General features: G+C 59.2%; 19 protein-coding genes. 11 read left to right on the forward strand and 8 right to left on the reverse strand.

Annotated elements, in window-relative coordinates; genetic code table 11:
- The first annotated feature begins 201 nt into the window (after positions 1 to 201).
- The 3 genes from zapE to PseAD21_RS07545 all read left to right on the forward strand — a co-directional run bounded on the left by zapE (position 202) and on the right by PseAD21_RS07545 (position 2,544).
- Positions 202 to 1,320, forward strand: a complete 1,119-nt coding sequence (zapE, locus tag PseAD21_RS07535) for a cell division protein ZapE (protein WP_102355146.1) — start codon at positions 202 to 204, stop codon at positions 1,318 to 1,320.
- 17 nt (positions 1,321 to 1,337) lie between these two features.
- The gene (locus PseAD21_RS07540; protein ID WP_102355147.1) at positions 1,338 to 1,919 is read left to right on the forward strand and encodes a DinB family protein; all 582 of its coding nucleotides are present in this window, start codon (positions 1,338 to 1,340) and stop codon (positions 1,917 to 1,919) included.
- A gap of 127 nt (positions 1,920 to 2,046) precedes the next feature.
- Positions 2,047 to 2,544: a GNAT family N-acetyltransferase gene (locus tag PseAD21_RS07545; protein WP_102355190.1), complete on the forward strand. Its 498-nt coding sequence runs from the start codon at positions 2,047 to 2,049 to the stop codon at positions 2,542 to 2,544.
- Positions 2,545 to 2,627: 83 nt separating this feature from the next.
- On the opposite strand, the gene PseAD21_RS07550 is transcribed toward PseAD21_RS07545, so the two are convergent.
- Together PseAD21_RS07550 and PseAD21_RS07555 are read right to left on the reverse strand one after the other, a co-directional pair.
- Complete coding sequence (locus PseAD21_RS07550) at positions 2,628 to 2,837, reverse strand: hypothetical protein (RefSeq protein WP_102355148.1); 210 nt, start codon at positions 2,835 to 2,837, stop codon at positions 2,628 to 2,630.
- 202 nt (positions 2,838 to 3,039) lie between these two features.
- Positions 3,040 to 5,286, reverse strand: coding sequence for a TonB-dependent siderophore receptor (locus PseAD21_RS07555; protein ID WP_102355149.1), 2,247 nt, complete (start codon positions 5,284 to 5,286; stop codon positions 3,040 to 3,042).
- Here PseAD21_RS07555 and PseAD21_RS07560 point away from each other — a divergent pair.
- Together PseAD21_RS07560 and gorA are read left to right on the forward strand one after the other, a co-directional pair.
- Positions 5,273 to 5,500 (forward strand): hypothetical protein, encoded by a 228-nt coding sequence (locus PseAD21_RS07560; protein ID WP_102355150.1) that lies wholly within the window; start codon positions 5,273 to 5,275, stop codon positions 5,498 to 5,500. The two genes, PseAD21_RS07555 and PseAD21_RS07560, sit on opposite strands and share 14 nt — an antisense overlap.
- Positions 5,484 to 6,842 (forward strand): glutathione-disulfide reductase, encoded by a 1,359-nt coding sequence (gene gorA / locus PseAD21_RS07565; protein ID WP_102355151.1) that lies wholly within the window; start codon positions 5,484 to 5,486, stop codon positions 6,840 to 6,842. The genes PseAD21_RS07560 and gorA overlap by 17 nt, the downstream gene beginning before the upstream one ends.
- Here the strand turns inward: gorA and PseAD21_RS07570 are convergent.
- Positions 6,839 to 7,855 carry a DNA-binding protein gene (locus tag PseAD21_RS07570; protein WP_102355152.1) on the reverse strand — a complete coding sequence of 339 codons (1,017 nt, stop codon included), beginning with the start codon at positions 7,853 to 7,855 and terminating at the stop codon, positions 6,839 to 6,841. The two genes, gorA and PseAD21_RS07570, sit on opposite strands and share 4 nt — an antisense overlap.
- A 178-nt stretch (positions 7,856 to 8,033) precedes the next feature.
- Between PseAD21_RS07570 and PseAD21_RS07575 the strand changes: the two genes are divergently transcribed.
- The 3 genes from PseAD21_RS07575 (at position 8,034) to ahpF (ending at position 11,359) form a co-directional block, all read left to right on the forward strand.
- Positions 8,034 to 8,972 carry a site-specific integrase gene (locus tag PseAD21_RS07575; RefSeq protein ID WP_102355153.1) on the forward strand — a complete coding sequence of 313 codons (939 nt, stop codon included), beginning with the start codon at positions 8,034 to 8,036 and terminating at the stop codon, positions 8,970 to 8,972.
- Between the two features lie 136 nt (positions 8,973 to 9,108).
- Positions 9,109 to 9,672 (forward strand): alkyl hydroperoxide reductase subunit C, encoded by a 564-nt coding sequence (gene ahpC / locus PseAD21_RS07580; protein WP_003224621.1) that lies wholly within the window; start codon positions 9,109 to 9,111, stop codon positions 9,670 to 9,672.
- A gap of 124 nt (positions 9,673 to 9,796) precedes the next feature.
- A complete protein-coding gene (gene ahpF / locus PseAD21_RS07585; protein ID WP_102355154.1) occupies positions 9,797 to 11,359 on the forward strand; it encodes an alkyl hydroperoxide reductase subunit F in 1,563 nt (520 codons plus the stop codon).
- Between the two features lie 88 nt (positions 11,360 to 11,447).
- Here ahpF and gloA read toward each other — a convergent pair whose 3' ends face one another.
- Positions 11,448 to 11,969, reverse strand: coding sequence for a lactoylglutathione lyase (gloA, locus tag PseAD21_RS07590; protein ID WP_102355155.1), 522 nt, complete (start codon positions 11,967 to 11,969; stop codon positions 11,448 to 11,450).
- Between the two features lie 139 nt (positions 11,970 to 12,108).
- Between gloA and PseAD21_RS07595 the strand changes: the two genes are divergently transcribed.
- Positions 12,109 to 12,627, forward strand: coding sequence for a DUF4946 domain-containing protein (locus PseAD21_RS07595; protein ID WP_102355191.1), 519 nt, complete (start codon positions 12,109 to 12,111; stop codon positions 12,625 to 12,627).
- Between the two features lie 218 nt (positions 12,628 to 12,845).
- Here the strand turns inward: PseAD21_RS07595 and PseAD21_RS07600 are convergent, their stop codons facing one another.
- From PseAD21_RS07600 to PseAD21_RS07610, 3 genes are all read right to left on the reverse strand, one after another.
- Positions 12,846 to 13,211, reverse strand: a complete 366-nt coding sequence (locus PseAD21_RS07600) for a histone-like nucleoid-structuring protein, MvaT/MvaU family (protein WP_102355156.1) — start codon at positions 13,209 to 13,211, stop codon at positions 12,846 to 12,848.
- Positions 13,212 to 13,446: 235 nt separating this feature from the next.
- The gene (locus PseAD21_RS07605) at positions 13,447 to 14,982 is read right to left on the reverse strand and encodes a cyclic diguanylate phosphodiesterase (RefSeq protein ID WP_102355157.1); all 1,536 of its coding nucleotides are present in this window, start codon (positions 14,980 to 14,982) and stop codon (positions 13,447 to 13,449) included.
- A gap of 115 nt (positions 14,983 to 15,097) precedes the next feature.
- The gene (locus PseAD21_RS07610) at positions 15,098 to 15,970 is read right to left on the reverse strand and encodes a LysR family transcriptional regulator (protein ID WP_102355158.1); all 873 of its coding nucleotides are present in this window, start codon (positions 15,968 to 15,970) and stop codon (positions 15,098 to 15,100) included.
- A gap of 78 nt (positions 15,971 to 16,048) precedes the next feature.
- Here PseAD21_RS07610 and PseAD21_RS07615 point away from each other — a divergent pair, with 78 nt between their 5' ends.
- Both PseAD21_RS07615 and hppD read left to right on the forward strand, forming a co-directional pair.
- Complete coding sequence (locus tag PseAD21_RS07615) at positions 16,049 to 16,996, forward strand: DMT family transporter (RefSeq protein ID WP_102355159.1); 948 nt, start codon at positions 16,049 to 16,051, stop codon at positions 16,994 to 16,996.
- A 245-nt stretch (positions 16,997 to 17,241) separates the two neighbouring features.
- Complete coding sequence (gene hppD, locus PseAD21_RS07620; protein WP_102355160.1) at positions 17,242 to 18,318, forward strand: 4-hydroxyphenylpyruvate dioxygenase; 1,077 nt, start codon at positions 17,242 to 17,244, stop codon at positions 18,316 to 18,318.
- Between the two features lie 126 nt (positions 18,319 to 18,444).
- Here hppD and rarD read toward each other — a convergent pair whose 3' ends face one another.
- Positions 18,445 to 19,326, reverse strand: a complete 882-nt coding sequence (rarD, locus tag PseAD21_RS07625; protein WP_102355161.1) for an EamA family transporter RarD — start codon at positions 19,324 to 19,326, stop codon at positions 18,445 to 18,447.
- Positions 19,327 to 19,430: the final 104 nt, after the last annotated feature.

Genomic DNA, 19,430 nt, shown 5'->3' on the forward strand with positions numbered 1-19,430 from the left:
GTGAGCTTGCTCACGAAGGCGGTGTGTCATTCAACGATGATGTCGGCTGACCCGGCGCCTTCGCGAGCAAGCCCGCTCCCACAGGGGCTTTATTCCATGCTGTTTGAGCATTGGCTGTGAGGCTGCGAGACACAAAGTCGACCTCTGATACACCACAAAAGTCCACCTGTCTTTCAGGGACATCGTGGCATACTGCCGCGCATGACTTTCGACTCTCCTTTAAGCGCCTGGCAACACGCGATCGAGCACAAGGGCTTCATTCAGGATGAAGCCCAGGAGCACGCGGTCTGGGCGTTACAGAAATGCCATGAAGCCTTGCACGCTGGTGCTCGTTCGGTCACTGGCGTGTACTTGTGGGGCCCGGTCGGGCGTGGCAAGACCTGGTTGATGGATCAGTTCTATCAGAGCCTGCGGGTGCCGGCCCGGCGTCAGCACTTTCATCACTTCATGGGCTGGGTGCACCAGCGCTCGTTCCAGTTGACCGGAATTGCCGACCCGCTGCGGGCGCTGGCCAAAGAGCTGGCGGCCGAAGTGCGGGTGCTGTGTTTTGACGAACTGTTCGTCAATGACATCGGCGACGCGATCATCCTCGGTCGACTGTTTCAGGTGATGTTCGACGAAGGCGTGGTGGTGGTCTGCACCTCCAACCTGCCGCCGGATGAGCTGTACGCCGACGGCTTCAACCGCGATCGTTTCGTTCCGGCGATTACCGCGATCAAGGCGCACATGCAGGTGGTGGCGGTGAACGGTGCCGAGGATCACCGCCTGCATCCGGGCGCGGGGCAGCAGCGTTATTTTGTCGCTGTGCCGGGGCAGGCCAGTGCGCTGGAGCCGGTCTTCCACTCACTCAACGCCGGGCAACCCGCCAGCGCTCTACCGGTGTCTGTCGGCCATCGGACATTGAACGTGGTGCAGGCCAGCGAATCGGTGCTCTGGTGCCGCTATGCCGATCTCTGCGAGCAACCGTTTGCCGCCATGGACTTCATCGCCCTGTGCGACCGCTATCGGTCTATCCTGTTGAGCGAGGTGCCGAACCTCAGCGCACAGAAACGCGAGGGGCGCATCGCTCGCGGTACGGAAGACGGCTCGGCGCAGGTGGTGGCCGGTGACCGCGAATTGCCGCAATTGTCGGTACACGACGACGGTGTGCGTCGCTTCATTGCGTTGGTGGACGAGTGTTACGACCGTAAAGTCCCGCTGTACATCGAGGCCCAGGTACCGATGGAGGCGCTGTACACCGAGGGTTATCTGGAATTCCCGTTCCGCCGCACCCTCAGCCGTCTGCAGGAGATGCAACTGCAGCGTTTTGCCGAATCCTGAGCGAAGAGGGCGCGAGCATGAGCCAACCGCTGTCTCATCATTTACTGACCATGGCCTACCAGAACGCGTGGGCCAATCATCGCCTCGGCAAAGCCTGGGGCCAGCTTGACGCTGAGGCTCTGGCGGCGCCGCGAGCGAGCTTCTTTCCGAGCATCCGCCTCACCCTCAATCACATCCTCACCTGCGACTGGTTCTACGTCGATGCGCTGGAACGCGAGTTGCGCGGCGTCGAGCCGCGTCCCGATTGCTATGTTTTTTTCAATCGTGATGAGCCGTTTACCGAGGCCACAGCGCTGCGCGTGGAGCAGGCGCACGTGGACCGACGGCTGATCGCCTATTGCGAACAACTGCGCGATGCCGATCTGGGACGAATCGTCACCATCGCCCGGGAAACGCCGCAGCACGACACTCGCCTGCGCATGGTCTCGCATCTGTTCGAGCACCAGATCCATCATCGCGGCCAAGTGCACGCGATGCTCAGCGCGACTTCGGTCAAACCGCCGCAACTGGACGAGTTTTTCTGCGCTGGCGAAAGTGGATTGCGCGCTCAGGATTTTGCTGAACTGGGCTGGACCGAAGAGCTGGTCTGGGGGCATTGAGCAACCGACATCTTTCCTCACGGATGTTTTTCATCTTTGAGGTTGTGGGTTGAATCAGCCTCGCGTTATGGTCGAACAGCCTTTCAGGTGTGCACCTTGCACGCCGGGGTCATGATCGGGGATGGAAATGGATTCCGCAGAAATTCTTGTGCTGCAAGCCAGTTACACCAATCCACTGCACGCCGAAGCGATCGGCATCGTGCTCAATCACTACGCAGAAGACCCCATGGGTGGCGCTCATTCGCTTGCCCCCGAACTGCTGCGCCGCGTGCCCGAAGAACTGGCGCGCCGACCCCATGCCTTCAGTGTGCTGGCTTTTGTTGGCGGTGAGCCGGCAGGGTTGGTGAACTGCTTTGAAGGCTTCTCGACGTTTGCCTGCAAACCGCTGGTCAATGTCCACGACGTGGCGGTGGTGGCGAAATTTCGCGGTCTCGGGCTGAGCCAGAAAATGCTGCGCAAGGTCGAGGAAATCTGCCGTCAGCGCGGCTGCTGCAAGATCACCCTCGAAGTGCTCGAAGGCAACGAGGTGGCGCAGAATGCCTACCGCAAGTTCGGCTTCGCCCCTGGGATGTTCAACCCGGAGCACGGCCGCATGCTGTTCTGGATCAAGGATCTGCAGGCATAAAAAAAGGCGCCCGGACAGGGCGCCCAACTGTCGTCTCCGAGGCCAGAGCGGAGCCATCGGAGGTCCATCGGTTGCTCGTTGAATCAGCGGCGATAAGACTCGGTGACTTGCGCGGTCTGATCGTCCGGAACCTTCAGTTCCACCGTTTTGGCTTCGGTCTGCTGCTCGCTTTGCGCGGGGTGGACCGGGAAGTTGTCGTAGTAATGCCGCATGCGTTCGGCGCCACCCTCGGCAAAGGCGCTGGCGGAACCGAGGGCGAGTAGCCCGGCTAGAATGGCGGTGCTGGTTTTCATGATGCCTCCTACTGAAAAACGTGGGAGCCGTTCGCCCATGAAGCAGATCTCGGGGCGCAGTGTCCCCAGCGTGAATTAACTCGGGGTTAACAGCAGCGGCGAGGGGGTTGGTGACGCATTGCGTGTCATCGGAGATTGGGGCCGCTTGGCGACCCATCGGGGATGAATCCCTTCACCACAGGGTTTTGTTTGAACGGATCAGTCAGAGCTTCCAGTCCAGGCTCAGCGTCACCGTGCGCGGATCGCCCCAGTACACGCCGTTGTAGAAGCCGACATTGTCGTAATACTTCTTGTCGAACAGGTTATCGACGTTCAGCGACGCCGACAGGTGTTTGTCGAACTCATAGCGCGACATCAGCTTGACCACGGTGTAGGCGTCCTGATTGATCCGCGCACGTTCGGTGATGATCCGGCCGTTGGCACCGCGACCGATCGGGCGGCTGGCACTGCCATAGACATCGCTTTGCCAGTTCACCGCGCCGCCCACGGTCAACGCGTGCCAGTTGCCCGGCAGGCGATAGGCCGTGGACAGCCGCAGCATGTTCAGCGGCTGAGTAGTATTGCTGCGTTGCTTTTTACCATCGACGGAGTGGGTGTAGGTATAGCCGGCGGTCATGTTCCAGCCGTCGAGGACTTCGCCGGAGACTTCCGCCTCAAAGCCATTGACCTTGCTGCCCTTGCCACCGGATTTGAAAAACTCCTCGCCGGTCACCGGGTCCGGAGGCACCGAGTTGTCACGTTCGGCGACGTTGTCCTGCTTGCTCCAGAACAGCGCTGCCGTGAGGTTGAGGCGCTCCTCGAGCAGGCTGCCCTTGAGCCCCAGTTCGTAGTTACTGCCAACCACCGGATCGAGGTAGTTGCGGCTGCTGTCGCGAGCGCTCTGCGGTTTGAAAATGTCGGTGTAGCTGACGTACACCGTGTACTCCGGCGTCAGGTCATACAGCAGACCTGCGTAGGGCGTCCAGATAGCGTTCTGGCGTTGATGGGTGGTTTTGGTAGTGGCGGGCTTTTGCTGCTCGTCATAGTAGTAATCGGTGTTCGACTCCTCCCAACTGCCATAGCGGCTGCCGAGCACGGCGTGCAGTTCATCGGTCAGGCTCAGGCGGGTCGCGAGATAACCGGCTTTTTGCCGGGTTATGCCATGTGAACCCGGCAGGCCGGTAACGGTATCGGCGAATTTGGCGATATCGCTCATGTATTTCCAGTCGCGGATATTGCTGTAGCCGGCAGCCTGCGGCGCATCGAAAGCGTAGGGCGAACTCGAACGGTTTTGTGCCTCACCGTAGCCGAACATCAACTCGTGTTCGCGACCCAACAGTTGGTACGGTCCCGCCAGGTTGACGTCATACACTTCCATCTTCTGTGTACCGAGCATGTGCCCCTTGTACGCCGTCATGCCGCTGCGGTCGGCCTCGGGAAAACCTGCGCCGCCGTAATAAATCTTGCCGTCGACATCACTTTCGCGATGGGTGTAGGCGGCCTTCAGTTTCCAGCCATGGCCCAGTTGCTGGTCAAGCGTGGCGAACGCGGTCCTGTCTTTCAGTGGCCAGGAACTCCAGGGCGTCGCCATGTTGGTCGAACGACCCAGGCCAGCCTTGCTGCCGTCGGCATTCCAGTACGGCACGGTGCCCCAGGAGGTGCCCTGGACCTGCTTGTCCTGATAGTCATAACCGACGGCGAGGACCGTGGATTCGCTCAGGTCGGCCTCGAGGATGCCGTAGCCGACCTCGCGTTGCAGCGCGTATTTGTCGCGGAACGACTGGCTGTCGCGATAGGCCAGCACCGTGCGCCCGCGCAGGCGTCCATCGAACGCCAGCGGCCCGCCGACATCGACGTAGCTGTAGTAATCGTCATAGCTGCCGCCGCTGACACCGGCCAGCGCTTGCAACCGGGCGGTTGGACGTTTGCGCACCATGTTGATCGTCGCCGAAGGATCGCCCGCGCCAGTGGTAAGCCCGGTCGCGCCGCGTACGACTTCGATGCGGTCATAGATGATGGTGTCCGAGTCCGACTTCATCCGCCCGAAGGTATTGAGCATTCCGTCGATCTGGAAGTTGTTGATCGGGTAACCGCGCGCCGAGTAGCTGACCCGGTCCGAGTCGTTGTGCTGCACGACGATGCCGGTGGTCTGGCTCATGGCCTCGGACAATGTACCGAGTTTGAAATCGTCCATTTGCTGACGCGTGACCACGGACACCGACTGCGGGGTTTCCTTGATCGACAGGTTCATCCGCGTTGCTGTGCTCATCGCGCCGGTGGTGTAGGCGTTGCTGTTCTCGGTGTTGATGCCCAGGCCCTCGGCGCTGACGCTGGTGGCCGCCAGTTCCACTGCCTGGGTGGCGGATTGTGGCGCTGTTTCAGGGGCGGTTTCAGCCAGCAGGTCGGGGCTCAACGCAGCACTGCACAGGCCGAAAATGAGGGTCATGGAACGGGTGATGGGCGCGAACATCGCAGCCGACTCCTTGTCTTCGAGAGAAAAAATCCGTTGGTTCAAAGACGAGGTGCAGCCCGGCGATTTAGTATCAAACGAGAAATATTATTATCTGGAGATGTTTCCCGGAATCGCCTGCCAGGCTGAAAAGCTGCGCACAGCGCTTGCCCAATGGAGCGCTGCGGGTATGCTGATGGCCTGCCGAGGAGATAGAAATGGCCTACGATTTTGACCTTTATGTGATTGGTGCCGGTTCCGGCGGTGTACGCGCGGCGCGCTTTGCTGCCGGTTTCGGCGCGAAAGTGGCGGTGGCCGAGAGTCGTTACCTGGGTGGCACCTGCGTCAACGTCGGCTGTGTGCCGAAGAAACTGCTGGTGTACGGCGCGCATTTTGCTGAAGACTTCGAGCAGGCGTCCGGTTTCGGCTGGAGCCTGGGTGAAGCGGATTTCGACTGGGCGACCCTGATCGCCAACAAGGACCGAGAGATCAATCGCCTCAACGGCATTTATCGCAACCTGCTGGTCAACAGCGGCGTGACCCTGCACGAGGCGCACGCGAAGATCGTCGGCCCGCATGAGGTCGAGGTCAACGGTGAGCGCTTCACCGCGAAAAACATCCTGATCGCTACCGGCGGCTGGCCGCAGATTCCCGAGATTCCAGGGCACGAGCACGCGATCACTTCCAATCAGGCGTTCTTCCTCAAAGAGCTGCCGAAACGTGTGCTGGTGGTCGGTGGCGGTTACATCGCGGTCGAGTTCGCCGGGATTTTCCACGGTCTGGGTGCGCACACCACGCTGCTGTATCGCGGCGATCTGTTCCTGCGCGGTTTCGATGGCTCGGTGCGCAAGCATCTCCAGGAAGAGCTGACCAAGCGCGGCATGGATCTGCAATTCAATGCCGACATCGCGCGTATCGACAAACAGCCTGACGGCAGCCTGAAAACGACCCTCCAGGATGGCCGCGTGCTGGAAGCCGACTGTGTGTTCTACGCCACCGGTCGCCGTCCGATGCTCGACAACCTGGGCCTGGAAAACACCGATGTGCAGCTCACCGACAAGGGCTTCATCAAGGTCGACGAGCAATACCAGACCGGCGAGCCGTCGATTCTGGCGTTGGGCGATGTGATCGGTCGCGTGCAACTGACGCCAGTGGCACTGGCTGAAGGCATGGCGGTGGCGCGTCGGTTGTTCAAGCCTGAGCAATACCGTCCGGTGGATTACAAGATGATTCCGACGGCAGTGTTCAGCCTGCCGAACATCGGCACTGTCGGCCTGACCGAAGAAGAGGCGCGTGGCGCGGGTCACGAGGTGGTGATTTTCGAGAGCCGCTTCCGCCCGATGAAGTTGACTCTGACCGAGTGTCAGGAGAAAACCCTGATGAAGCTGGTGGTCGACGCCAAGACTGACAAGGTGCTCGGCTGCCACATGGTCGGCCCTGATGCCGGGGAAATCGTGCAAGGCCTGGCGATCGCCCTGAAGGCCGGCGCCACCAAACGTGACTTCGACGACACGATCGGGGTTCACCCGACGGCCGCCGAAGAGTTCGTCACGATGCGTACACCGGTCGGCGCTTAAGCGTCTTTCGCTTTGGCTGTGTCTGGCGCTGCCGCAACGGTAGCGGCCAGACGCAAGCTGTCTTCGAGGCTCGCCTGAGTCTTGGTCAATTCTTTTTCCAGTGACTGATTGAGCTGCAGCTGTTCGTCGACGTTCTGTTTCAGCGTCTGACTTTCCAGCAGGGCCACGCGCAGGCGTTCCTGGAGGAGGGTGCGTTCGCTGTCGACGCGGCTGGCTTGTTCCAGCAGTTGATCCTGGCGCTGGTTGCTGTGCTTGAGCTGATCCTGCAGCAGGCTCAGTTCGCGCTGAGTGCCACGGTTCTCGGTGAGCAGGCGTTCGTTGTCACGGTGCAACTGGGTGATCTCGTCCTGACGCACCAGCGCACTTTGTTGTGCCTGACGCAGTTCCATCTGCAGTTGCTGCATCTGCCCTTCGTGGCGGGCCTGCTCCTGCTCGCGCTGCTCTTTAGTGGCGTTGCGGTAGTGCTCCAGCGCATCGCGGGCGTGCAGGTGCTTTTCTTCCAGTGAGCGGATCTGCTCGTCTTTGTCCTGCAAGCGCAATTCGAAGTCGGCCAGCGCCTGGTTCAGTCCGGCGTTGCGCGTTTGCTCGGTCTGCAGCATCGAACGGGTTTCGTTCAGCGCGCCGGATTCCCTGGCCAGCGCCGCGCCTTGAATATCGTGTTGTTGTTCCAGTTGTTCGAGTGCCTGGCGCACTTGCTTCAATTGCGCTTCCAGCGTTTCGCGCTGTTCTTCGAATTGCTCGCGGGCCTGTTCGATGGGTTCTTGCGCCTGTTCTTTCAGACGTTGAGCGAGGCGCGAGACCAGTGCCGTCAGCTCGTCGTTGATCGGTTCTGCGGACGCTTCGACCGGCTGGCTGCCGTCATCCAGCTCCTTCAGATAGCGATGGATCGTGGTTTTCGAACCGGTATTGCCCAGTTCGATGCGTACTGCATCGATGCTGGGGTGTTCGCCTCGGGCCAGAATCGCTGTGCGCGCTATCTGAACCACTGCTTTATTTACGCCACCACGGGCCATGTGAACTCCTACCGTTTCGTACTGTGGTACATGCCACTAAAGTCAGCAGTGTACCACGCTGAAAATAAAGTTAAATGTTTGATTAACAAGACGCGGGATATACTGGTATTACCCAATGTCAGGTGCTTAAATGGCTTTTTTTGCGCCCTGAATCAGTACGTCTGCGAGAACACTGCCCATGAGCGATATCGATCGCTATCTGCAAGCCGCCACCCGTGACAACACCCGCCGCAGCTATCGCTCGGCGATCGAACACTTTGAAGTGAAGTGGGGTGGCTTCCTGCCGGCAACGGCAGACAGCGTTGCGCGTTACCTGGTCGAGCATGCTGGTGTGCTGTCGATCAATACGTTGAAGCTGCGCTTGTCGGCGCTGGCGCAGTGGCACAACAGTCAGGGATTTGCCGACCCGACCAAGGCACCGGTGGTGCGCAAGGTGTTCAAAGGTATTCGTGCGCTGCACCCGGCGCAGGAGAAACAAGCCGAGCCACTGCAACTGCATGACCTGCAACAAGTGGTCGACTGGCTGGAGCAGGAAGCGAGCAGCGCCCGGCAACAACAGGATCGCCCGCAGTTGCTCAAGGCCTATCGCGATCGAGCGCTGATCCTGCTGGGCTTCTGGCGCGGCTTTCGCAGCGATGAGCTGTGTCGGCTGCAGATCGAGCACGTGCAGGCGCATGCCGGAAGTGGCATCACCTTGTATCTGTCACGCAGCAAGGGCGACCGCGAAAACCTCGGGCAGACCTATCAGGCGCCGGCGCTGCTGAAGCTGTGTCCGGTGCAGGCCTATATCGACTGGATCACTGAAGCGGCGTTGGTGCGCGGCCCGGTGTTTCGCGGCATCGACCGCTGGGGCCACCTGAGCGAGGAGGGCTTGCACGCCAACAGCGTGATTCCCTTGCTGCGTCAGGCGCTGGAGCGCGCCGGGATCTCGGCCGAGCGCTACACCAGCCATTCCCTGCGCCGCGGCTTTGCCACGTGGGCGCATCAAAGCGGCTGGGATTTGAAGTCGTTGATGAGTTACGTCGGCTGGAAGGATATGAAGTCAGCCATGCGCTATGTTGAAGCCAGCCCCTTTCACGGGATGGCTCGGATTACGGATAAGCCGCTTACGTCGTAGATATCGTTTTCTTCTATTAATACAGTCAGCTAATAGCGAAAACAAATCAGCAGCATCAGGTTTGCCAATGAGCCATCCGTCGAGTGAGTGGGTAGGATTCACCCATCGAATTCACAACCCTGACGGAGAGTCATCAATGCCTATCATCAACAGCCAAGTAAAACCGTTCAAAGCTACCGCGTTCAAAAACGGCGACTTCGTACAAGTCTCGGACGCTGACTTGAAAGGCAAATGGTCCGTAGTGTTCTTCTACCCAGCCGACTTCACTTTCGTTTGCCCAACCGAGCTGGAAGACCTGGCCGACAACTACGCTGCGTTCCAGAAACTGGGCGTAGAAATCTACAGCGTTTCGACCGACACCCACTTTGCCCACGCTGCCTGGCACAACACTTCGCCAGCCATCGGCAAAATCGAATACACCATGATCGGCGACCCGACCCACGTCATCTCCCGCAACTTCGACGTACTGATCGAAGAAGCCGGTCTGGCTGACCGTGGCACCTTCGTGATCAACCCTGAAGGCCAGATCAAAATCGTTGAATTGAACGATGGCGGCGTTGGCCGTGACGCTTCCGAGCTGCTGCGCAAGATCAAGGCTGCTCAGTACGTTGCCGCTCACCCAGGCGAAGTTTGCCCGGCCAAGTGGAAAGAAGGCGAGGCCACTCTGGCACCGTCCCTGGACCTGGTCGGCAAGATCTAAGTCTGTGACACGCAACTCAGGGCGGTACGCCGCACCTTCTTAAGTACGCTGCACCGCCCACTAAAAATGCCCGGGCGAGATTCGCTCGGGCTTTTTTTCGCCTCAAATAAAGGAAATCGCCCGTATGTTGGACGCCAATCTTAAAGCCCAGTTGAAATCGTACCTGGAACGGGTCACCCAGCCGATCGAGATCGTTGCCTCCCTCGACGACGGTGCGAAATCCCGTGAAATGCTGGAACTGCTGAAAGATGTTGCCAGTCTTTCGAGCCAGATTACTCTGATCGACAACGGTAGCGATGCTCGCAAGCCGTCGTTCTCGATCAATCGCCCGGGTGCCGACATCAGCCTGCGTTTCGCCGGCATTCCGATGGGCCACGAATTCACCTCGCTGGTGCTGGCCTTGCTGCAAGTCGGCGGCCACCCATCGAAGGCCAGTGTTGAGGTGATTGAACAGATCCGTTCGCTCAAGGGCGAGTTCAGCTTCGAAACCTACTTCTCGCTGTCGTGCCAGAACTGCCCGGACGTGGTCCAGGCGCTGAACCTGATGGCGGTGCTGAACCCGAACATCCGTCACGTCGCCATCGACGGCGCGCTGTTCCAGGACGAAGTCAACGATCGCAAGATCATGGCCGTGCCGAGCATCTATCTCAACGGTGAAAACTTCGGTCAGGGCCGTATGGGCCTGGAAGAAATCCTCGCCAAACTCGACACTGGCGCCATCGAGCGTCAGGCCGAGAAGATCAGCGCCAAGGAAGCGTTTGATGTGCTGGTGGTCGGCGGTGGCCCGGCCGGTGCGTCGGCAGCGATTTACGCTGCACGCAAAGGCATTCGCACCGGTGTCGCGGCTGAACGTTTCGGCGGGCAGGGGCTGGACACCATGGCCATCGAGAACTTCATTTCCGTGCAGGAAACCGAAGGCCCGAAACTGGCGACGGCGCTGGAAGAACACGTCAAGCAATACGACGTCGACATCATGAACCTGCAACGCGCCGACAAGCTGATCCCCGGCAAGAACGGCGAGCTGCACGAAGTCCACTTCGCCAGCGGCGCGACCCTCAAAGCCAAGAGCGTGATTCTGGCGACCGGTGCGCGCTGGCGTGAAATGAACGTGCCAGGCGAGCAGCAATACCGCAACAAAGGCGTGGCGTACTGCCCGCACTGCGACGGCCCACTGTTCAAAGGCAAGCGCGTGGCGGTGATCGGCGGCGGTAACTCCGGCGTTGAAGCGGCCATCGACCTCGCTGGTATCGTGGCGCACGTGACGCTGCTGGAGTTCGACGTACAACTGCGCGCCGATGCGGTACTGCAACGCAAACTGCACAGCCTGCCGAACGTCACCGTGATCACCAGTGCGCAAACCACTGAAGTCACCGGTAACGGCGAGAAGGTCAACGGCCTGCGTTACAAGGATCGCAACAGCGACGAGCTGCGCACTGTCGAGCTGGAAGGGATCTTCGTGCAGATCGGTCTGCTGCCTAACACCGACTGGCTCAAAGGCACCATCGAGCTGTCGCCGCGCGGTGAAATCATCGTCGACAACCGTGGCGAGACGTCGATTCCGGGCATCTTCGCTGCCGGCGACGTGACAACCGTGCCGTACAAGCAGATCGTGATTGCGGTGGGCGAGGGCGCCAAGGCTTCGCTGAGCGCGTTTGATCACTTGATCCGCACATCGGCTCCGGCGTAACTGCCAAGCCAGAAATGAAAAACCCGTGAGCGATCACGGGTTTTTTATGCCTGACACAATTCAATTGTAGGGGTTTTTGTGTAGTCAGTTACAGCGGAGTTGGCTGAATGATTTCAACCCAGTAGCCATCCGGGTCCTTGATGAACGCCAGGCTCTTCATGCGGCCATCGCTCAGGCGCTTCTGGAAATCGCAGCCCAGTTCTTCAAAGCGTGCACACGCAGCAACGATGTCCGGCACCGAGATGCAGATGTGGCCAAAACCACGCGGATCGGTGTTGCCATTGTGGTAGGCGAAGTCGGCATCGTTTTCGGTGCCGTGGTTGTGGGTCAGTTCGAGGATGCCGGGAATCGACTTCATCCACTCGGTGCGGGCAGCGGCGTCGGCCGGAATCTGCGCCTTGTCGACCAGGGCGAGGAAGTACAGGCTGAATTCGGCCTCGGGGAAGTCACGCTTCTCGACCAGCGAGAAACCCAGTACGCGAGTGTAGAAGTCCAGGGACTGGGTGATGTCTTTCACACGCAGCATGGTGTGGTTGAAGACGAAGTTGCGGGTTGCGCTGTCCGGGGTGGCGGTGACGCCGGGGAAAGTGCTCAGTTCGTGCAGGCTCATAGGCCCTCCGTAACAATGGGGCGAGTGAATGGGCGCAATGATACGCATGCCGGCCGGCATCGCCAAACCGAATGCGCGGCTTGCTCTGTGGGCGGGCGAGCCTCAGACTTTACCGCTCAATTTGCGAGTGCCTGTGGTAATGATCCGACCGTTAAAAGCGTTGTTCGTTGTCTTTTTCTCGTTGCTGCTGGCCGTTCCGGTGCTGGCGGATCAGCCGAGCATTACCTGGCCTGCGGGTTGGGAAGTCCAGGCGCTGCCTGACACGCCGCCTCAGGTTTCCCGCCAGCGTGCGGTGAAAAATGATGCCGACGGCAATCAGGTCATGGTGATGGAGTTGACCATGACTCAGGTCGAGGCTGGTCATCAGGTCAACGTGCCGGGCGTTTTGCTGGAGATGCGCAAGTCGATTCAGAAGGATTTCTTCCAGGGCGGCTATCAGAGTGTTTGCAACAAGGTGCACCCGGCAAAACTCGGTGCTCTGGATGCACTGGAGACCACCTGTACGATCACTGAAAACGGCCGGCATGTGTTGTCGCAAACATTGGTCGCTGCGGTCGAGGCGGATAAGGCTTATGTACTTTCTTACGCCGGTCAGGCCGAGGTTTATAAGGCCAGCGCCGACGAAATAGTCGCAGTGAGAAACAGCTTGAAACTTTGAGCGTCTGTTCGCCAACTGGCTCGATTAGATACCCGAAGGCATTAAGCACAAAGTTTAGCGCGGGTTACCGTGGCAACATCCCGGCGCAAAATGTTTAGCCGGACGTCTTGTGGGTGTTAAAACGGTGTCACAACTAGCCCGGGGGAAATCGTTGCTTTTGTTAGATATTGTCCAAAAAAAAGCCCCGCATAAAGCAGGGCTTGTTTGTTGACGCAAGATTAACCGCGCAACCAGGAATCAACGGTGGCTGCACCGTACTGTTCCTTCCAGGCTTTCAGGCCACGGTGGTTGCCGCCCTTGGTTTCGATCAGTTCGCCGGTGTGCGGGTTCTGATAAACCTTGACCACGCGAGCGCGGCGGGTTTTCGGTGCGGCAGACACTTGCAGGCCGGATTTGCCCGGGTTCGGATCGAGGATGGCGATGATGTCTTTCAGGCCTTTGCCGTAGTTTTTCATCAGCCCCTGGAGCTTTTCTTCGAATTCGATTTCTTTCTTGAGCCCGGCATCGTTCTTCAGCGATTCCAACTGCTTGAGCTGTTCCTGAAGGGCCTTTTCAGCTGCACGAAATTCAGCGAGTCTGGACAATATCTTTACTCCAATAGTGTGTTTGGCTGATACCAACCGCAAACAAAGCTATAAGCCAAGAGCCTTGAAGCGACTCGGTGATAAATGGCTCACCTGCCAATCTTGCACAGGCTGAAAAAATTGTAGTAGTTAATGCGCCAAGAGTAAATCCTGTTGTTGTCGTCATGTAACAACAGTGGTGTTTTGTATCAATTTGGTGCGTCGGCTCGCAGCGCTCGGGGTTAACTGATTTTAGTTAATGGTGACTTAATGCATCGATGAAGTCGGCGCCGGGCATGGGTTTCCCGAACAGATAGCCCTGCAGGAAGTTGACGTGGTGCGCAGTCAGATAATCGGCCTGTGCCTGAGTTTCTACACCTTCGGCAACAATACCCAGATCGAGCTTGGCCGAAAGTTCGATAATCGTGTCCAGAATATGCCGTGACAACGCATCAATCCCGATCATCGCGACGAAGCTTTGGTCGATCTTGAGAAAGTCGACATTGAATGTTCGCAGGTAGCCCAGGCTCGAGTGCCCGGTACCGAAGTCGTCAATGGCGATCATCACACCCAGCGTATGCAACTGCTCGAACAACTGGTGCGTGATCGCGGTCGGCTCAATCAGTTCGTGCTCGGTCAGCTCCAGCACCAGGCTGACGCTGGCGGGCGCAAATGCAGCGAGAAACTCGCGGCAATCGTCGACCAGTTGCAGGTCCTGACAGTGGCTGGCGGTGATGTTGATGCCGATGTGGAAGGGCTTGTCGAAGTCCGCGGACAGCGGGCCGAGCAGGGCGGCAGTCTGTTGCATCAAGGCGCGAGTCATGGGCACGATCAGGCCCGAATGCTCGGCGAACGGAATGAACAGGTCCGGACGTACCAGGCCTTCCTTGGGGTGGTTCCAGCGCATCAGCACTTCGGCGCCGGACCATTTCTTGCTGTCGCCATGCACCACCGGCTGAAAGTACGGGATGAACTCGCCAGCCTCCAGTGCCCTCAGCATTTCATGGCTGGGCGAGGTGGCGCGCCGCTGCAGGACATGGCCGATGGCGCCCGACACCACACCAAAAAACATCAGCAGGCTGAACAGCGGCGGGTATTCGTCGGCCATGTAGCGCCAGGTCTCGCCTTGCGGGAAACCGGCGCTGACACTGAAGGCATAACGCGAAGACGCCAGCATGCTTTGCGCCACTGGCAACGCTGGCAGCGCACCCTGATGCACCTTGCCATCGGCGGACAGCCAGTTGTCGCGGACCTGCAGCAACAGCAGCGTATGCCGACCGATCAGGCGCAGCACATTGCTCAGGTGATAGCCATCGAGCGTGGTCAGCGCGCCGCCGCGACCTTCGCTGAGCCGATACACCAACAGCGCGGTGTTGGGGGTGACGGGGTTGCCGTTCATCAACCACAGCTTGCCCTGGGCGTAGTCGCCCGGGTTCACGGCCTCCTTGAACTCACCGAACAACGAGCTGCAATAAAGGTTGTTGTCCCACACCAGATTGGTCGAGCGCACGAAGGGGCGGCGGGTCACCTGTTCGCGCAAGGCCAGTTTTACACTCTCGCAGGGCTGGCCGGCCAATGGCAGTAGATCGCTGGCGGCCTGGGCGGTGTTGTCGAGCATCAGTTCGAACTGGCGCAACGCCTCATCGGCAGTATGTTGAGTGCTCTGTTGCAGGGTGCGTTCGGCCTGCATGTACAGAATCCCGCTGCCCAGCAATACCGGCAAAAGACCACAAAGCAGGGTCACAATGATGCGCACGCTACGTTTGCGGCGGGGTCTGACGGTCAAGGGCATGGGCGCATCCTGTCGCGATGGAGTGGAACTCTCGAATGCAGGCCTGGCAACGGCGCGCCTGTGAAAATCAGCGGAGTCAGAAGGGATGATAGATGGCCGTTGGCGCTTGTGCTGCTCACGGTCGGTGGATCCGCGTCGCCAGTTCGATAAAGGCCAGGGTGGCCGGCGATGCCTGGCGCTGATCGAGGACCGCGAGGCCGATCTGCCGTTGCACTGCCGGCAACAGCGGCTTCTTCACGTAGCGCGGTGTGCCTTCATTCGGCAACGAGCCTTCGGCGACGACAGTGATTGCGTCTCCCCGGCCGACAACGTCCAGCGTACTGAGCAGTTGCGAGCAGCGGTAACGGATGTTCGGTTGCAGGCGCGCGGCATTGAACAAGCGCGAAACCAGCTCGCAAGAGCCCGCTTCGGTCAGCACAAACGGATCGGCGCACAGGTCCCTGAGGCTCAATGCGGGGGACGCGGCCAATGGATGATCGAGCGGCAGCAGCGCAACCATCTGGTCTGCGGCCAGAGCAAAGGTGTCGAAGCGTTCCTCGGGCAACACCACAAAACCGATGTCGATTCGCCGCTCCTCCAGCCACTGGACTATCTGCCGGTCTGGCCCTTCATCAATGTGCACTTCGATGCCCGGATGCGCCTCGCGATAGCGCTGCAGAATCTGCGGCAGCAACTTGATTGACGACGTCGGGCCGAACGAGCCAATACGCAACGTGCCGCTTTTCATGCCGCGCGCGTCGGCCGCTTCCTGGCGCAAGGTGTTGGCCAGGCCGAGCATGGCCCGCGCGCGCTGCAGTAATTGCTCGCCGATGTCGGTGAGTTCGACTGGCGACTGATGGCGGCGTAGCAGCTCGACGCCCAGTTCCTGCTCCAGCGATTTCATCGCGTGCGACACTGCTGACTGCGAAATCCCCAGGCGATGGGCGGCGAGGGTGAAACCACGCAGTTCAGCGACCAGTGAAAAGATCTCCAGTTGAGTGAGGGTCATGAGTATTTGCTCATTTTACGATGACAAGGAATGAGGTGAATGATACGCCATCCTTCAGTTGCTTTCGTTTGGAGTGTCATGCGCAACGTCGAGCAAACTCACGCAACAGTTTCCGATCGCCCGGTTTACCTGACCTTGGCGGCAGTGACCATGATTTGGGGTGGGACCTTTGTCGCCGGGCGTTTTCTGGCGGGCAGCCTCAGCCCTTTGTTTGCCGCCAGTCTGCGCTTCCTGCTGGCCAGTGCGGCGCTGCTGGGGTTTCTGTGGCTGGCGCGAATTCCGCTTGCGCGGCCGACGCCCCGGCAATGGCTGCAACTGACGCTGCTGGGGTTCTTCGGGATCTTCTTCTACAACCTGTGCTTCTTTTATGGCCTGCATTACATCAACGCTTCGCGTGCCTCGTTGATTGTCGCGTTGAATCCAGCGGTGATCGGCCTGGCTTCGTGGCTGCTGTTCAAAGAACGTCTGGGACGGCTGAAAGTGGTCGGCATCGCGCTCTGCATCGCCGGCGCCAGCCTGGTGATTGTCAGCCGCAACCCGCTATTGCTCGCCTCGACGCCTGATGCGTGGATCGGTGATCTGTTGATTCTCGGCTGCGTAGTGGGTTGGGGTGTCTACTCGCTGTTCTCCCGAGGCCTGAACCAGTCCCTCGGCCCATTGCAGACCGTGACGTTTTCCGTGTTGATCGGCACAGTGATGCTGTGGGCGCTGGCGACGCTGCGTGGCGAGGTGAGCGGGGCAGCCTTGATCAACCTCGGCACGCCACAATGGCTGAGCCTGATCTACCTCGGCGTACTCGGCTCGGCGATGGCCTACATCGGCTACTACGACGGCATCCGCAAAATCGGCGCGACCCGTTCCGGTGTGTTCATTGCTTTGAATCCGTTGACCGCAGTGCTGCTCGGCGCGCTGCTGCTCGGCGAACAACTGACATTGACCCTGTGCCTGGGCGGCGGCCTGGTGCTGGCGGGGATTTACCTGTGCAACAAACCCCTTGCGCCGGCGCCAAAAAGGCGGATTTTATAGAGAGGGCAGACAACCCTATTTACGCTGTGTAGAATCGGGTTACGCATACAATAATAATCGTCTTCTGGCAGCAGAAGCCTCGCCCGCAAGAGCCTTGGGTCGACAATGAAGATATTCGGGTTTCAACTGATCTATGGTGACTTCCTCGCCCGCAGTGTGCGAGGCATCTCCTGCGCACCTCCCGCCGGTCTCAGCATTACTGACAAATAACTCTGGTTAATTGATAAGAATGATGAGGCGTCACCATGACCGATTTATACGAAAACCCAATGGGCCTGATGGGCTTTGAGTTCATCGAGTTCGCATCGCCGACTCCTGGGACCCTGGAGCCGATCTTCGAGATCATGGGCTTCACCAAAGTCGCGACCCACCGCTCCAAGAACGTGCACTTGTACCGTCAGGGCGCGATCAACCTGATCCTCAACAACGAACCCAACAGCGTCGCTTCGTACTTTGCCGCCGAGCATGGCCCGTCAGTGTGCGGCATGGCGTTCCGCGTCAAGGATTCGCAGAAAGCCTACAGCCGTGCCCTGGAACTTGGCGCTCAGCCCATCCACATCGAAACCGGCCCGATGGAGCTGAACCTGCCGGCGATCAAAGGCATCGGCGGCGCGCCGCTGTACCTGATCGACCGTTTCGGTGAAGGCAGCTCGATCTACGACATCGACTTCGTGTTCATCGAAGGCGTTGACCGCAACCCGGTGGGTGCCGGCCTGAAGATCATCGACCACCTGACCCATAACGTGTACCGCGGCCGCATGGCCTACTGGGCCAATTTCTACGAGAAGCTGTTCAACTTCCGCGAGATCCGCTATTTCGACATCAAGGGCGAATACACCGGCCTGACCTCGAAAGCGATGACCGCACCGGACGGCATGATCCGCATCCCGCTGAACGAGGAATCGTCCAAGGGCGCCGGGCAGATCGAAGAGTTCCTGATGCAGTTCAACGGCGAAGGCATCCAGCACGTGGCATTCCTCACTGACGACCTGATCAAGACCTGGGATCAGTTGAAGAAGATCGGCATGCGCTTCATGACCGCGCCGCCGGACACCTACTACGAAATGCTCGAAGGCCGTCTGCCGAATCACGGCGAACCGGTTGATCAACTGCAATCGCGCGGCATTCTGCTCGACGGTTCGTCGAACCCGGACGACAAGCGCCTGCTGCTGCAGATCTTCTCGGAAACCCTGATGGGCCCGGTGTTCTTCGAATTCATCCAGCGCAAGGGCGATGATGGTTTCGGCGAAGGCAACTTCAAGGCCCTGTTCGAATCGATCGAGCGTGACCAGGTGCGTCGTGGTGTGCTCGCTACCGAGTAATCCACCACACCGATAAACACTGTAGGAGTGAGCCTGCTCGCGATAGCGTTTTCAAATCCAGCAATGTTGGTGACTGAATAAACGCAATCGCGAGCAGGCTCACTCCTACATTTTTTTGTGTCGGGTTTAAGGTCTGCGTTGCCGCATCAGGTGCTTGAAGCCTTCAAACACCAGTACCACCACCGCCAGCCAGATCGGAATGTAGGTCAACCATTCGCCGGCCTTGATGCTTTCACCGAGCAACAGCGCCACACCGAGCAGCAACACCGGCTCGACATAGCTGAGCAGGCCGAACAGGCTGAACGGCAACAAGCGGCTGGCAATGATGTACACCACCAGCGCCGATGCACTGATCAGGCCGAGCAGCGGAATCAGCCACAGCAGGCCCGGGTACTGATCGAACACGCCAAAGCCTTGCTCGCCCCCCTGCACGAACCAGTACGCCACCGGCAGCATCAACGTCATGTCGACCCACAAGCCGCCGAGGTGATCGGTCTTCAGGCGTTTGCGCAGCACGAAGTACAACGGATAGCCGACCACGACCACCAGGGTCGCCCAGGAAAATCCGCCGACCCGATACAACTCGTTGGCCACGCCGAGGGTTGCAAACAACACCGCGATTTTTTGCAGGTACGACAGGCTGTCGCCGTAAGCGATACGCCCGGTCAGCACCATTGCCAGTGGCAGCAGGAAATAGCCCAGTGACACGTCGAGGCTGTAACCGTTGAGCGGCGCCCACATGAACAGCCACAGCTGCACGCCGAGCAACGCCGCGGACACGATCAGGCCGCCGATCAGCTTCGGATATCCGGCCACCCGCCGCAGCAACTGCAGCACCCGCCGCCATTCTCCGGAGACCAGCATGAACACGGTCATGCACGGCACGGTCAGCAGCATCCGCCAGCCAAAGATCTCCACGCCACTCAACGGGGTGAGCAGCGAGGTGTAGTAATACATGACGGCAAACAGCACCGAGGCTGAAACCGATAAAGCGATACCTTTAGACAAACTGTCCTCGCGGGTGGGTGATCAAACAGGGCGCGCAGAATACGTGGTTTTTGTGCTGAATATTGGTCGAGTGATCAATATTCCCAACATCTTGAAGATAAGCA

The organism is Pseudomonas sp. AD21 (genome assembly GCF_002878485.1).
Lineage (GTDB): Bacteria > Pseudomonadota > Gammaproteobacteria > Pseudomonadales > Pseudomonadaceae > Aquipseudomonas.